Raw genomic sequence first — 15,016 nt, 5'->3', positions numbered from 1 at the left:
CTGAGAAACTTCTTTAGAAAAATCTTGTGGTTTTGCCATAATACTGAGTTGTTTTAAACTCCGTAAAACGGTCAACCTATTTCAGTACCCGACATTTAGAAGTTGGATGTTAGAATTCAAAATACCTTTCAAAAGTAGAAAAGGAGCAATAATTTTGAAATTTAGATCCTGAGATCGGGAATATTGAATTTGAAATTTCCAATTACTAAGTCTTTTGCTTCTTCTTTTTCGCGGCGGGAAACAAGACATTGTTCAGGATAAGGCGGTAACCGGGAGAAGTGGGATGCAGTTCCAGCTCGGTTTTGGGATCGCCTACCATGTGCTGATAATCTTCGGGATCATGACCGCCGTAAAAGGTAAAAAATCCGTTGCCTTTTATTCCATGGATATATTTTGCTTCGCCATTCACCTCACTTTCTCCCAGCACAAGAACTGTGGGTTTGATGGTTTCAGGATCGTAGGCCGTGGTCTGCCCCATAAAACCTTTCACTAACATAGTGTGATTCTGCGTGAGCATGGTAGGGATCGGGTCCCACTTCGCCGAGAATTCCATCAGATTAAAATAATCGATATCCATGGGCACCCTCCGTTTATTGGTCATGTCGATCGATGAAAATTCATATACCATGGGATCGCGCTCCAGGATAAAATTCGCAAAGGCAAAACTTTTTTGAAAGTCGATCTTGTTCTGGTAATCGGGTTCGCTGGGATCGCCGTCAAACATAGGTTCGGCAATATCCACGCCTTCGGCTGCCAGGGCTATATCAAAGCTGTCGGTGGCACTGCACATGGCAAACATAAATCCACCACCTACCACGTAATCACGGATCTTCAAAGCCACAGCGAGTTTCTCTTCGGAAACCTTATCATACCCCAGCTTTGTTGCCAGGGCTTCAGCCTGTTTTTTATCTTCTATGTACCAGGGAGCGGTCCTGTAACTGCGGTAAAATTTCCCGTATTGCCCTGTAAAATCCTCATGGTGCAGGTGAAGCCAGTCGAACAGCAACAATGCGTCGTTCAAAACCTCTTCGTCATAGATGGTTTCATAAGGAATCTCGGCGTAGGTGAGCACCATGGTAACCGCGTCATCCCAGGGTTTGTTCCCTTCGGGCGAATAAACAGCGATCTTTGGCGCTTTTTCAAGCAACACAGCTTCCATATTCTGAGACGGACTGCTGATCTCTTCAAGGATCTCCCCTGTCTTCTGGTCGCTTAGAACTTCAAAAGAGACTCCGCGGATCATACATTCCTTCCGCAGCTCTTCAGAATCAGGAAAAAGGAAAGAACCTCCACGATAATTAAGCAACCAGTGTATCTTGTTCCCTTTTTCAAGGGACCAGTAGGTAATTCCATAAGCCTTTAAATGATTTTGCTGTGTTTCAGCGTCCATAGGAATAAGGATCTGTGAAGCTTTTACCGAAAAACTGAACAGGAATAGAAACAGGAAAAAAAATACCATTTTCATAGGCACAAAAAAACCGGAGCTGAAAAATTCAGTTCCGGTTGCTATATTTTTCTTTACAGGAGTGTAGCTTCCGAATAGATTTCGGAAACCCACAAAGCTGTTAGAAAGGCACGTCATTATCATCATTAAAATCATTCATTGAGCTTCCAAAAGCTTCATCGGCACTTGGAAAATGGCCGGTGCTGAAACCTCCGTCTCCCGAGTCGTCATCATTCATTTTAGAATAGAATTCTGACGGGGAATCAAAGTCATCTAAGTTATCGAATTTACCTAAATGTCCAAGGAATTTCAACCTAATATTCTCTAAACCACCGTTTCTGTGCTTGGCCACAATGAACTCAGCCTGACCTTCGGTAGGAGATCTTTCTTCGTCATCCCATTCCTCGATCTTATAATACTCCGGTCGGTAAATGAAGGAAACAATATCGGCATCCTGCTCGATCGCTCCAGATTCCCTAAGGTCACTCAAAAGAGGTCTTTTACTTCCTCCCCTGGTTTCAACCGCACGCGACAGCTGCGACAGCGCGATCACAGGCACGTTCAATTCCTTGGCAAGGGCTTTCAGGTTTCGGGAGATGGTCGAGATCTCCTGTTCCCTGTTCCCGCCTTTCTGGCTACCCCCTGCGGTCATCAACTGCAAGTAATCGATCACGATCAACTTAATTCCGTGTTGAGAGGCCAGTCGCCTTGCTTTTGCCCTAAGGTCAAAAATAGATAGCGAGGGGGTGTCATCAATGAAAAGCGGCGCTTTTTCCAGTCCTTTCACCTTAACGTTAAGCTGCTCCCATTCGTGCTTTTCAAGGTTTCCGGTACGAAGTTTTTCTGAAGACAAACCGGTTTCTGATGAGATCAAACGGGTGATCAACTGTACAGAGGACATCTCCAGGGAGAAAAAGGCTACCGGAATGTTTTGTCCTACGGAAATATTTCTGGCCATAGAAAGGGTCAAAGCCGTCTTACCCATACCCGGACGGGCCGCTACAATGATCAAATCACTGGGCTGCCATCCCGAAGTCAATTTATCAAGTTTTTCAAACCCGGAAGGAATACCGGAAAGTCCGGATTTATTCGAGATCTCTTCGATCTTTTTCTTCGCCTGCATTACCAAATCCTGCGCAGTTTCAGAAGAACGTTTGATGTTCCCCTGGGTTACCTCGTAAAGTTTGGATTCTGCAGTGTCCAAAAGATCAAAAACATCTGTGGTTTCATCGTAGGACTCTTCAATGATCTCGTTGGAGATCTTGATAAGGCTGCGCTGAATATATTTTTGAAGGATAATACGCGCGTGGAACTCGATGTGTGCAGAAGAAGAAACCTTCTGCGTGAGCTGCACCAGGTAAAAATCGCCTCCTACCTGCTCCAGTTTCTGGTCTTTTCTCAACTGGTTGGAAACCGTTAATAAGTCGACAGGTTCAGAATTTTCAAACAACTTGAAGATGGCTTCAAAAATGAACTGATGTGCCGATTTATAAAAGACTTCCGGATGCAAAATGTCGATGATCTCATCTACACCCTTTTTATCTATCATCATTGCGCCGAGCACAACTTCTTCAAGATCAACAGCTTGTGGAGGAATCTTCCCTTTTTCAAGGTTGATGACATTTCCGGGGCTGTAATTGTAATTCTGGGGGGACCTGGCTTTTTCCATAGAGCGAAAGTAGAAAAATTGACTTTAGAAACTTCCCGGGAACCACTTGAGATAGTCCACAGGTTATGAACAATTTAACTGTTGAAAACTTTAATTTTTTGTTGATAAGGCCAAAAAAATCCGAAGCACCTGCTCCGGATTTTTTTAACATTATATTTTTACTGGGTTTATCCTTTGAAGACTCCCATGTTGGAATATTTATCCATCCTGTTGCTTATCAATTCTTCTGGTGATAAGTTTTTAAACTCTTCGTAAGCTTCAGTGATCGCATTCTTCACGGTATCAAAGGTCATTTCCCTGTTACTGTGCGCGCCACCAAGAGGCTCTTTCACGATCTCATCGATCAACTTCTGCCTCTTCATGTCTTTGGCGGTAAGTTTTAGAGCTTCGGCAGCTTTTTCTTTGTACTCCCAGCTTCTCCAAAGGATCGAAGAACAGGATTCAGGAGAAATTACCGAGTACCAGGTATTCTCAAGCATGAGCACCTTGTCTCCCACTCCAATTCCCAAAGCACCACCACTGGCTCCTTCTCCAATAATGACAACAATTATCGGCACTTTTAGACGGGTCATTTCCAGGATGTTTCGGGCGATGGCTTCTCCCTGTCCGCGCTCTTCGGCTTCAAGTCCCGGATAAGCTCCCGGAGTATCAACGAAAGTCACTACAGGAATTCCGAATTTTTCCGCAGATTTCATCAGGCGCAATGCCTTGCGGTAACCTTCAGGGTTTGCCATTCCGAAATTACGGTACTGGCGGGTCTTGGTGTTGTATCCTTTTTGCTGACCAACGAACATAAAACTCTGATCGCCGATCTTTCCAAGGCCACCGATCATCGCCTTGTCGTCTTTCACATTGCGGTCACCGTGAAGTTCCAGCCAGGAATTTCCGCAGATAGCGTGAATGTAATCTAAAGTATATGGGCGGTTTGGATGCCTTGACAACTGAACCCGTTGCCAGGCAGTCAAATTCTTGTAGATCTCTTTTTTGGTTTCGTTCAGCCGTTTCTCGATCTGTCTGCAGGTGGCCGAAACGTCCACTTCACTCTCCTGACCAATGGCGCAAGCCTTTTGGTACTGCTCTTCCAACTCCTTTATAGGTAATTCAAAATCCAAATATTCCATAATGAGTTATGGGTTTGTTTAAAATTAGCTTACAAATATAACAAACTTTAAAAGTTAGCTTTCCTTTGTCTTCTAATTTTTCTCTTTGTTTTGAGGAAGCCGTTCAGGATGACCGTGGTAAGGATTATCACGGCGCCATAATAGAATCCCGGGGCCATTTTTTCCTCGCTTCCAAAGATCCAGAAAGCCAGTAAAATACCATAGACCGGCTCCAGGTTTATGGTAAGCATTATAGTATAAGGACTCAGGTGGCGCATGACTGCTACGGAAGCAATAAAAGCATAGGCCGTACAAACCGAAGCCAGGATCAAAAGATACCCCCAGTCTGCCGCTGAAACCGAGAAAAAGTCAGCTGAAAATCCACCGTTTCCACCGGCAAAATAGGTTAATATGAGCAAATAAACGGTGATGGCTCCTGTTCCCGTAAGCAGTTCGTAAAATGAGATCACCGAAGCGTCTTCCTGTTTGGCCAGTTTCCCGTTGATCAGAGAAAATACCGCGGAAAGAAATGCAGAAACAAGGGCTAAAAGAATTCCCAGCACATATTCGGTTTCCACCCGAAAAATAACATAAAGACCCACCATCACGATAAGCCCGAAAAGGATCTCGTACCAGATCACCTTCCGCTTATAAAAAATAGGTTCCAAAAAAGAGGTGAAAAATGCCCCTGTAGAAAGCAAGGCCAATGTGATAGACACATTCGAAACTTTAATAGCTCCGAAGAAAGTGAGCCAGTGCAGGGCGATCACCACTCCGGCAATGAGCATCACGAGCACTCTTTTAGGCGCCAGGCGCAGCTTCTTCTTTTTCCATTTTATCCAAAGCAGGATGAAAACACTGGCCATCAACATGCGATACCACACCAGCGGCACAGCATCTAAAGAAATAAGCGCACCCAGAATGGCGGTAAAGCCCCAGATGAACACGATGACGTGAAAATGAAGGTAACTTCGAAGCTTATCGTTTGGCATGGAAAAGCAGGTAAATAGCCAGGATTCCGAAGAAAATATTAGGGGTCCAAACCGCGATGAGCGGAGAGAAACTACTTTGCTCGGCAATTGTTCCAAAGACCTTATCCATAAAGATGAACACAAAAGCCAAAGTTATTCCCAAAGCCAGGTTCACCCCCATTCCTCCCCTTCTCTTTATCGAAGAAACGGCTACAGCAATAATGGTCAGAATATAGGCTGAGACCGGCAGACTCCATCGTTTGTAAGCAACCACCTTATAGCGGTTAATATTTCCGGACCCTCTGCGCTGTTCCTGCTCAATAAAATCATTGAGTTCATTATAATTCAGGGTTTCGGCCATATAGGAAACCGGCGTCAGTTCATCAAATTCGAACGGAAGAATTGTGTCCTTACTGATCTCGGAGATCAATTTATCCCCGTTTTCACCAATAATGCGTTTGTTGTAGTTGGTGAGGGTATAGGTAGTATCTTCTTCATTAAGCTTCAACCGCGAGGCGCTTATCTTGAACTTGAGATCATTGCCTTCAAAATGTTCCAAAGTGAAATTTCGGGCAGAATTGGTCTGCGGCTGAAAATGTGAAGCATAGATGTATTCATTGTCATTGATCTGCCTGTAAACATCGCTGGTTTCCTGTATCTCTCTTCCCTTTTTTAGGTAGGTATATTTAAAATCGTTAAATCCTTTACTGGCACTGGGCGCGAGATACATTCCCAGGATCAAAGCACCTATCAGAACAATGGTAGCACCTATCATATAAGGCCTCAGGAATCGCCAGAAGGAAACGCCACTGCTCAAAAAGGCGATTATTTCAGTGTTTTGGGCCAGCTTGGAGGTGAACCAGATCACTGAAAGGAAAAGGAACAATGGGAATAGCAGGTTGGCGAAATAAATGGTAAAGTCCACATAATAATTCACCACCTCCCAGAAAGGCACTTCATTTTCGAGGATCTTATCGATCTTCTCAGCAAGATTGACGGTAATTCCAATAGGAATGAACAAAAGGAGCATTAACAGGAATGTCCCCAGGTATCGCTTTAATATGTACCAGTCGAGTATCTTCACTTAAAGTCGTTTGTCCATTTGCTTTACCATCATATTTTTCCAGGAAGCGAAATCCCCGGCTAAGATATGTTTTCTGGCTTCACGAACCAACCACAGGTAAAAACCGAGGTTGTGCATGGTAGCAATTTGTTTGCCAAGCATTTCGTTCACCGTAAAAAGGTGTCTCAGATATGCTTTTGTATAAAAGGTATCCACGTAGGTGGTGCCGTTCTCATCAAGCGGAGAAAAATCATCCTGCCACTTCTTGTTCTTGATGTTGATGGTTCCGTGGGAGGTGAAAAGCATTCCGTTTCTCGCATTTCGGGTGGGCATAACGCAGTCGAACATGTCCACTCCCAAAGCGATATTTTCAAGAATATTTATAGGAGTACCCACGCCCATCAGGTATCGCGGCTTTTCCTTCGGAAGTATATTAGTCACCACTTCGGTCATGGCGTACATCTCTTCCGCAGGCTCCCCTACAGAAAGTCCGCCGATGGCATTCCCTTCAGCTCCGGCATTCGCGATATATTCCGCAGATTGTTTCCTTAGATCTTTATAGGTACTTCCCTGAACTATTGGAAAAAGGGCCTGGGAATAACCATATTCCGGAGGGGTCTTATCCAAATGAGTAATACACCGATCCAGCCATCTGTGAGTGCGGTGCATAGAATTCTTCGCGTAATTATAATCGCAGGGATAAGGTGTGCATTCGTCAAAGGCCATGATGATGTCAGCCCCGATTAGTCGCTGGATCTCCATCACATTTTCGGGAGTGAAATTGTGGTAAGAGCCGTCAATATGAGATTTGAAACGAACACCTTCTTCCTTGATCTTTCTTCTTTCAGCAAGGGAATAAACCTGATACCCGCCGCTGTCGGTAAGGATGTTGCGGTCCCAGTTCATGAATTTGTGCAGCCCGCCGGCTTTTTTGAGGATCTCTGTTTGCGGCCTTAAATATAAGTGATAGGTATTTCCTAAAATAATATCGGGATTCACCTCTTCTTTTAATTCTTTCTGGCTGATCCCTTTTACTGAAGCCACGGTGCCTACCGGCATGAAAATAGGAGTTTCGATGGTTCCGTGGTCGGTGGTAATGATTCCTGCCCTGGCACTGCTGCCCGGGTCATTCACTGCTAATTCAAATTTCATAGAAGACTTTAAGGCCGCAAAGATAACCAACTTAGGGGCATTTTTTAAAGCTTTCAATTCTTAAATTGGCCGCTTCCATACGAATTGATGCTTATTGATTTTCAAAGCATTATTAAAATAGTATTTTTGCAGCACATTTAATAAAACTAAAATGCCAAACACACAACAATTAGAAGATTTTGTCACTCAGGTGAGAAGAGACATTTTAAGGCAGGTTCATAAGGTGAATTCGGGACATCCCGGAGGCTCTTTAGGCTGCGCCGAATTCTTCACGGTCCTTTACCAGGAAGTGATGGATCGCAAAGAAGGTTTTGACATGGACGGAAAAGACGAGGATCTTTTCTTCCTTTCCAATGGTCACATCTCCCCTGTTTTTTACAGCGTACTTGCCCGCAGCGGGTATTTTTCTGTTGAAGAGCTTAACACCTTCAGGTTAATTGATTCCCGCCTGCAAGGGCACCCTACCACTCATGAAGGTTTGCCTGGTGTAAGGATCGCTTCAGGTTCTTTGGGCCAGGGTATGTCTGTAGCCATAGGTGCTGCCAACTCTAAAAAACTGAACGGAGATGATCACCTGGTGTACTCCCTTCATGGAGACGGTGAGCTTCAGGAAGGACAAAACTGGGAAGCTATCATGTATGCCGCAGCTAAAAAGGTTGACAATCTTATCGCCACGGTAGACCGCAACCATCAGCAAATCGACGGATGTACAGATGATGTACTGCCAATGGGCGATCTTACCGCCAAATTTGAGGCTTTTGGTTGGGATGTTGTGGAGATCAAAGACGGGAACAATATTTCTGAAGTTTTGGAAGGCCTGAAAGAAGCCAAAAGCAGAACCGGAAAAGGGAAACCTGTTTGCATTTTAATGACCACTGTTATGGGCCACGGGGTAGATTTCATGATGCATACCCATAAATGGCATGGAGTTGCTCCTAACGACGAGCAGCTGGAAAAAGCCCTTTCACAAAACCCTGAAACTTTAGGAGATTATTAGATCTGAGATCTTAGATGTTAGATTTTAGACATCTCTCAAACCTCCTTATAAATCTTAAATTTTTTCCGACTACTGAGCCCAAGCTTACTTCGGAAAGATAAAGTTCAAAAAATGAAAAAATATACAAATACAGGAAATAAAGACACCCGTTCAGGATTTGGAGACGGTCTTACCGAACTGGGAAAAACAAATCCTAATGTGGTCGCATTATGTGCCGATCTTACCGGATCTCTTAAAATGGGAGATTTTCAAAAGAATCATCCGGAAAGGTTCTTCCAGGTAGGGATCGCCGAAGCTAACATGATGGGAATCGCCGCGGGGATGACCATTGGCGGAAAAATTCCTTTTACCGGTACTTTCGCCAACTTCTCTACCGGAAGGGTTTACGATCAAATAAGACAGTCGATCGCCTATTCAGACAAAAATGTGAAGATCTGTGCTTCTCACGCGGGGCTTACCCTGGGAGAGGACGGGGCCACACACCAGATCCTTGAAGATATAGGGCTGATGAAAATGTTGCCTGGAATGACTGTGATCAACACCTGTGATTACAACCAGACCAAAGCGGCAACCATTGCTATTGCCGAGCATCACGGGCCGGTTTACCTTCGCTTCGGAAGGCCAAAAGTGGCTAACTTCACTCCCGAAGATCAGAAATTCGTTATTGGAAAAGCCAATATGCTGAATGAGGGAACCGATGTGACCATCATCGCTACCGGACATTTAGTTTGGGAAGCTTTACAGGCAGCCGAACAATTAGAAGAAAAAGGAGTTTCGGCTGAAGTGATCGACATTCACACCATAAAGCCTCTTGACGAAGAAGCCATTCTTGCTTCTGTGAAGAAGACCGGCTGTGTGGTAACTGCCGAGGAACACAACTTCCTTGGAGGTCTTGGAGAGAGCGTGGCCCGTACCTTAACCCAGAATTTCCCTGCACCGCAGGAATTTGTTGCTACCCAGGATACTTTCGGGGAAAGCGGTACGCCGGAGCAGTTAATGGAAAAATATGGCTTAAATGCTGAAGCCATTGTAAAGGCAGCTCAAAAAGTCCTTAAAAGGAAGTAATTGAGGTTAAAAAACTCATAATTGTGGACCCTTGTAAAGTATATTCTTACAAGGGTCCTTTTATTTGCTGAAATATTATAGACAAAGTATCGTTTAATTCCTACAAAACAAAAAGATGACCATTATGAAAAAAGGACTTTTAATTTTATTATTCACGTTCACAGCCACTGCAGCCACGGCACAAAGCAGCTTTGGGGTAAAAGCGGGACTGAATTACGGAGACAACGGAGAAATAGAATATTCAGACTTTGAGAACGCGGGAGAGGATGCCGTAAAGGGAGCCGAAGGAAAGGTGGGCTATCACATGGGTATCTATTACAGGGGCGACCTGGGAGGCTTATACCTAAAACCTGAACTGCTCTACACCCAAACGAAGAGTTCGTACCAGTATAACAACGAGGAAGCAGATTATAATATTTCCAAACTAGACCTACCTGTACTACTGGGGATAAAAGTTCTGGGACCCGTTCATGTATTCGCCGGGCCAAGCTTTCAGTACATCCTGGAGAACGATTTTGACGGGGTTACTATAGGTGATGTAGAAAATGAGTTCACCATTGGCGCTCAATTTGGAGCCGGACTGCAACTAGGCCGTGTAGGTCTTGATGTGCGATATGAAAGAGGACTTTCAGAGAACGAAGCGCAGGTTTTGGATCTCAATAGCCCAGACGGACTAAAAAGAGTGGATTCACGACCAAGTCAGATCATTTTCGCCTTGTCACTGGATCTTTAATTATCCCACATACCTTAAAAAAGAAAGCCCCGGGAATTTTCCGGGGCTTTCTTTTTAATATTTATTCTGCAGATTATTGTCCTTCTACATAATCGGGATCCAAATAATCGGGAGTACCGTCTCCGTCTCCATCAGGAAAGGTGATGCTGCCGTCTTCTTCAATGATGATCTCTTCACGAGTAGGAATAAAGTCGCCATCATCGTCGGTATCCATAAAATTTGGCCGGCCATCTCCATCTGTATCATCATTCACAAGAATCATATCATCATCAAGATCCTCCATCCAGGAAGGAATTCCATCCCTGTCATGATCGGCCTCATTTACCCCATAAAGATTGATCAAAAAGACCAAAGGACTGTATGCCGGGATAGCGGCCTGACCATTAGCGAAATATCCTAATCCAGACGGTAAAAATATAGCTCCAATTCCATAATCATTGTTCCATTCCACAGTATTATCCTCTCTCATGACAAATCCTGAAGCCCCTTTAAATTCTACTATTCCCTGAGCAAACCCGGGAATGGTCTGAGTGAGGTCAAACCACACGGGAGACACCGAATTATCAAACATCGTGCGACTCAACAGTTCCCCTCTATAAGATACAAAAGTTGAATCTGAAAATTTTGGTTGTTCTGAAACTCCTTCCCTTATTTTTAAAACATAAAGTTTATAATCTACCCCTTCATAAGTAAAGGTCTTAGATTCTAGGAGATCTGATTCACTTAATGGAATTTTATCTGCATTTGCTTCATTGATCGTATCAATAACAACATTATAGTCAAAATCCTCGGAAGGATTTTGAAAATCCTCGTAATTGTAGAAATGTGTTTCAAGATATTCCTGTATCGCTTCCTGGTCGGCTATCTCTTGCTCCCCCCTATCTCTTGGAGGTACAGGTTCAGAGCCGTCATCATCATTATTACAGGAAAAAATGAAAAAAGACCCTAGCAGAAGGAAGACATATAAAAACCTATTCAATCTCATCAATAGTTAATTTTAAAGGCCGCAAGATACAATAATCTTGTATTTTTGTTGAAGAATAACCGAGTTTTACTGCAAAAATATGAGAGTAGATAAATTTTTATGGTGCGTGCGCTATTTTAAGACCCGGAGTATCGCGACAGATGCATGTAAACAGGGAAAAGTAAGGGTGAACGATGCGGTGGTAAAGCCTTCCAGAGAGGTGTTTCCTACAGATAAATTGAGCGTAAGAAAGAACCAGATCAATTACCAGATCGAGATCCTGGACCTGCCCCCCAGCCGGGTCGGGGCTAAGCTGGTAAATATCTACATCAATGATGTCACCCCAAAAGAAGAATTTGAAAAGCTGGAGTTGCTGAAATACTCACAGGATTACTACCGAAAAAAAGGAACCGGAAGACCTACCAAGAAAGACCGCAGGGAACTCGACGACTGGTTTGAATCTCCCGAAGGGGAAGACGAACAAAATTAAGCAACTACACCGGCTAGTTTAGTATATTTGAAAAAAGAACTTCATGAAGAAAACAGAAGTATTGATCCTTGACCATACAGAGATAAGTCACAAGATCAAAAGGATCGCTTACCAGATCTATGAAAACAATGTGAACGAGGATCATATTGTACTGGCAGGCATACTAAAAAGCGGATTCGAGCTGGCTGAAAAGTTACGAGAAGAGCTCGAGAAGATCTCCGATCTCAAAGTCACTCTTTGTGAGGTGAAAGTGAACAAGAAAGATCCTCTTCAAAAAGTGGAAACTTCCCTTCCTTCCGAAGAATATAAAGATAAATCTATAGTCCTGGTGGATGATGTACTTAATTCGGGCACTACATTGATCTACGGAGTACGACATTTCCTGGAAGTACCGCTTAAGCAATTCAAGACAGCCGTGTTAGTCGACCGAAGCCACAAAAAATATCCTGTAAAAGCCGATTTTAAGGGTATCTCCCTTTCAACCTCTATAAATGAGACCGTAAAAGTCCATTTTGAAGAAGACAGCCGGGTGGTCTTAATTTAGATCTTCCAGGATCTCCCCTGCCACTTGTTTTACCGTTTTGCCATCGGTAGTGATGATCTTATCGCTCTGGTTGTAATAATACGTGCGCTCAAAAAGATGTTTTCTAATGAAATCTTCCAGGAGTTCTCTATTGTCCAAATGAGAGATCAAAGGCCTTTGCTCCATTTCCTTAAACAACCGATCAGTAAGCTCCTCGAGGCTGGTCTTTAGATAAATGAGTTTCACTTCATAATCTTCCTGAAGGAGCTGCAGGTTCTTGCCGTAGCAGGGAGTGCCGCCGCCAAGAGAGAGGACGAGATCTTCTGAGGAGTTGATCAGCTCTTGAAGCACCTCGCTTTCTTTCTTTCTGAAGTAGATCTCTCCGGAGGTTTTAAATATCTCGGGAATATTACGGCCTTCCCTCCTGCTAATTTCTTCATCCAGATCCAAAAATCTTAGGCCGGTAACCTGGGAAAGTTCATTTCCAACCGCTGTTTTTCCAGATCCCATGTATCCCGATAAAATAATTTTCATAACTTAAAGCAATGATTGCGAGCGGGTTTTACCCGCCTGATTAATTCCTGCACAAATTTATGTCAATTTGTTCTTGAAAAATAAATTAATGATAGTATATTTGCACCCGCATTAGCAAAAGCACAAACAGCAAGATCTGGTAGCTCAGTTGGTAGAGCATCTCCCTTTTAAGGAGAGGGTCCTGGGTTCGAGCCCCAGCCAGATCACTTTTTGAAATTCTGATCTTTCTGGGCGAGAAGCCTGTCCCGAGCAGCTGAACGAAGTGAAGCGTGTCGAGGGAAGCCCCAGCCAGATCACTAAGAAAGGTGATCAAAAAAGGATCTCTTTTTCGTTCTTAAAATTCAATGATCTGGTAGCTCAGTTGGTAGAGCATCTCCCTTTTAAGGAGAGGGTCCTGGGTTCGAGCCCCAGCCAGATCACTTTTTGAAATTCTGATCTTTCTGGGCGAGAAGCCTGTCCCGAGCAGCTGAACGAAGTGAAGCATGTCGAGGGAAGCCCCAGCCAGATCACTTTTTGAAATTCTGATCTTTCTGGGCGAGAAGCCTGTCCCGAGCAGCTGAACGAAGTGAAGCATGTCGAGGGAAGCCCCAGCCAGATCACACAATGAAGTTCTGATCTTGTTGGGCGAGAAGCCTGTCCCGAGTAGCTGAACGAAGTGAAGCGTATCGAGGGAAGCCCCAGCCAGATCACTTTTTTATTTCCAGGTACTCTGAAAAATTCGATTGGTTTGCAAACCATTTCAGGCGTGCAACTACTCTCAAAACTTACTTTTCAGAATAATTTTTTTGCCCAGGTGCTGGAACTGGTAGACAGGCATGGTTGAGGGCCATGTGTCCATTAGGGCGTGCGGGTTCGACTCCCGCTCTGGGCACCAAAACAAAAAGCAGCCGTTTCCGGCTGCTTTTGCTTTTTTAAGGTTTAATAATTTCTACTTCTTAGAAGAGACGATCTGCTCTACAAAAGTCTCCCTATCTGTTTTCACTTTCAGGATGTACATTTGATTTGCCTTCATGGCGAAATCAACCTGTAATTGGGTCACAGAACCTTTTGTGACATTCCTGTCGGTGTAGGTTCTTAAATGATTCCCTCTCATATTGAATATCTCGATAGTGACATCAGACGTGTAGTCAAAGTCATACTGGATATTCACAGTCTCTTTGAAAGGAACCGGGAAGGTATTAATCTCTGAATTATCAGCTTTCTTACCTTTTCCAGGGTTAGGCTTGTCATTGCCCCTTCCATTGTTGCCGTTACCATTACCATTAGAGGCTTCGTCGTCACAACCATCAGACGGTGCTGAAGTAGCTCGGGAACCTCCCATGGTACAACCTGCATTGTTCAGCATGTCGAGATAGGCGCCCGCGTCACTCGCATTGCCGAAGTTGTCATTCACATAAGCAATAACGTCATCTGTAGTTTCCAACTCAAAATAAACTTGTTCAGTACAGGCATTCAGCAACGCTGCAACCGACTGTCTACCCAGGTTATAAATTCCGCCACCTCCAAGGTTCAATACTTCCAACAGGGTTAAACCGGAAAGCTCATCAGGTACAGGATTTTCCTCAGTTCCGAAGACTTCATCATATTCGGTACAGGTTTGATAAGCATCACACCATCTGTCGGTATGGTTCTTCCAGTAACCCAGGGTACAGCCTTCAAATTCAGGACATTCAGGCTCAATTAGAGATATGGTGGCCATACCTGACTGACATCCATCAGCACTCATAGCAAACACAGCATATTGACCAGGTGCCAGTCCGCTAAAGCCACCAGAAGGATAAGGAAGGTAACTCTCATCAGGAATTTCTCCATTAAGATCTGTACTTAAAACAACTGCAAATTCCAATCCTTCTGTCCGCGAGGTCACTAAAATGGTTCCTGTAAGCGTTTCACATGTGGGTTGAACTGCATCTAACGTCGGGGTAAGAGGAGAATCCAGCAATGGTGGAATGATAAAATCCTCTTCATCCGATACACATAAGGTCACTGCATCCCTTGCCATGATCGTATGCGGTCCCGGAGCTACATCTATAGTTCCGGTATAGGTGAACCATGGTCCATCATCAATCCGGAATTCCAGACCTTCGGTGTTAGAAGTTATGCCTATAGATCCCGCCTCGGCAAAACAGTCAAGCGGTGGCATAACATAAGAAAACTCCGGAGTAGGGTGTACAGTGACAACAGCAGTATCGCTGTTCTCACAACCATTGCCATCACTATAGGTGTAGGTAACGGTGTAATCATCTGCAGCTAAACCATCAGCATCAAAGAGTCCGGATGCACTTACATACATTCCGCTCCAGGTTCCTCC

14 protein-coding genes and 3 tRNA genes are annotated in these 15,016 nt (G+C 44.1%); 8 read left to right on the top strand and 9 right to left on the bottom strand.

Going from position 1 to position 15,016, the window contains the following annotated elements; translation table 11 throughout:
* Positions 1-205: 205 nt before the first annotated feature.
* From BLS64_RS14765 to tgt, 6 genes are all read right to left on the bottom strand, one after another.
* The gene (locus BLS64_RS14765; RefSeq protein WP_093114475.1) at positions 206-1,465 is read right to left on the bottom strand and encodes an asparagine synthetase B; all 1,260 of its coding nucleotides are present in this window, start codon (positions 1,463-1,465) and stop codon (positions 206-208) included.
* Between the two features lie 100 nt (positions 1,466-1,565).
* Complete coding sequence (gene dnaB / locus BLS64_RS14760; protein ID WP_093114472.1) at positions 1,566-3,113, bottom strand: replicative DNA helicase; 1,548 nt, start codon at positions 3,111-3,113, stop codon at positions 1,566-1,568.
* Between the two features lie 167 nt (positions 3,114-3,280).
* Complete coding sequence (locus tag BLS64_RS14755; RefSeq protein WP_093114471.1) at positions 3,281-4,234, bottom strand: acetyl-CoA carboxylase carboxyltransferase subunit alpha; 954 nt, start codon at positions 4,232-4,234, stop codon at positions 3,281-3,283.
* Positions 4,235-4,281: 47 nt separating this feature from the next.
* Complete coding sequence (locus BLS64_RS14750; protein ID WP_093114470.1) at positions 4,282-5,205, bottom strand: DMT family transporter; 924 nt, start codon at positions 5,203-5,205, stop codon at positions 4,282-4,284.
* A complete protein-coding gene (locus tag BLS64_RS14745) occupies positions 5,192-6,268 on the bottom strand; it encodes an LptF/LptG family permease (RefSeq protein WP_093114469.1) in 1,077 nt (358 codons plus the stop codon). The genes BLS64_RS14750 and BLS64_RS14745 overlap by 14 nt, the downstream gene beginning before the upstream one ends.
* Positions 6,269-7,399: a tRNA guanosine(34) transglycosylase Tgt gene (gene tgt, locus BLS64_RS14740; protein WP_093114474.1), complete on the bottom strand. Its 1,131-nt coding sequence runs from the start codon at positions 7,397-7,399 to the stop codon at positions 6,269-6,271.
* A 151-nt stretch (positions 7,400-7,550) separates the two neighbouring features.
* On the opposite strand from tgt, the gene BLS64_RS14735 reads away from it, so the two are divergent.
* The 3 genes from BLS64_RS14735 to BLS64_RS14725 all read left to right on the top strand — a co-directional run bounded on the left by BLS64_RS14735 (position 7,551) and on the right by BLS64_RS14725 (position 10,194).
* A complete protein-coding gene (locus tag BLS64_RS14735) occupies positions 7,551-8,396 on the top strand; it encodes a transketolase (protein ID WP_093114468.1) in 846 nt (281 codons plus the stop codon).
* Between the two features lie 111 nt (positions 8,397-8,507).
* Complete coding sequence (locus tag BLS64_RS14730; RefSeq protein ID WP_093114467.1) at positions 8,508-9,461, top strand: transketolase family protein; 954 nt, start codon at positions 8,508-8,510, stop codon at positions 9,459-9,461.
* Positions 9,462-9,585: 124 nt separating this feature from the next.
* Positions 9,586-10,194, top strand: coding sequence for an outer membrane beta-barrel protein (locus BLS64_RS14725; RefSeq protein ID WP_093114473.1), 609 nt, complete (start codon positions 9,586-9,588; stop codon positions 10,192-10,194).
* 73 nt (positions 10,195-10,267) lie between these two features.
* Here the strand turns inward: BLS64_RS14725 and BLS64_RS14720 are convergent, their stop codons facing one another.
* The gene (locus BLS64_RS14720) at positions 10,268-11,179 is read right to left on the bottom strand and encodes an FKBP-type peptidyl-prolyl cis-trans isomerase (protein ID WP_093114466.1); all 912 of its coding nucleotides are present in this window, start codon (positions 11,177-11,179) and stop codon (positions 10,268-10,270) included.
* A 79-nt stretch (positions 11,180-11,258) separates the two neighbouring features.
* Between BLS64_RS14720 and BLS64_RS14715 the strand changes: the two genes are divergently transcribed.
* Positions 11,259-11,648 (top strand): RNA-binding S4 domain-containing protein, encoded by a 390-nt coding sequence (locus BLS64_RS14715; protein WP_093114465.1) that lies wholly within the window; start codon positions 11,259-11,261, stop codon positions 11,646-11,648.
* 43 nt (positions 11,649-11,691) lie between these two features.
* Positions 11,692-12,192: a phosphoribosyltransferase family protein gene (locus BLS64_RS14710; RefSeq protein WP_093114464.1), complete on the top strand. Its 501-nt coding sequence runs from the start codon at positions 11,692-11,694 to the stop codon at positions 12,190-12,192.
* Here the strand turns inward: BLS64_RS14710 and BLS64_RS14705 are convergent.
* On the bottom strand, positions 12,184-12,705 hold the full coding sequence (locus BLS64_RS14705) for a shikimate kinase (protein WP_093114463.1): 522 nt from the start codon (positions 12,703-12,705) through the stop codon (positions 12,184-12,186). The two genes, BLS64_RS14710 and BLS64_RS14705, sit on opposite strands and share 9 nt — an antisense overlap.
* A 133-nt stretch (positions 12,706-12,838) precedes the next feature.
* Here BLS64_RS14705 and BLS64_RS14700 point away from each other — a divergent pair.
* The 3 genes from BLS64_RS14700 to BLS64_RS14690 all read left to right on the top strand — a co-directional run bounded on the left by BLS64_RS14700 (position 12,839) and on the right by BLS64_RS14690 (position 13,579).
* A tRNA-Lys gene (locus tag BLS64_RS14700) sits at positions 12,839-12,911 on the top strand.
* Between the two features lie 140 nt (positions 12,912-13,051).
* Positions 13,052-13,124, top strand: a tRNA-Lys gene (locus BLS64_RS14695).
* Positions 13,125-13,492: 368 nt separating this feature from the next.
* A tRNA-Leu gene (locus tag BLS64_RS14690) sits at positions 13,493-13,579 on the top strand.
* Positions 13,580-13,633: 54 nt separating this feature from the next.
* Here the strand turns inward: BLS64_RS14690 and BLS64_RS14685 are convergent.
* Positions 13,634-15,016 (bottom strand): T9SS type A sorting domain-containing protein (locus BLS64_RS14685; RefSeq protein ID WP_143019349.1); only part of this gene is annotated, 1,383 nt, incomplete at its 5' end.

It is taken from the genome of Salinimicrobium catena, from assembly GCF_900102915.1.
In the GTDB taxonomy this organism is placed as follows: Bacteria; Bacteroidota; Bacteroidia; order Flavobacteriales; family Flavobacteriaceae; genus Salinimicrobium; species Salinimicrobium catena.
The sequence above is the reverse complement of the archived record's forward strand: the minus strand, read 5'-3'. Positions and strand labels throughout refer to the sequence as shown.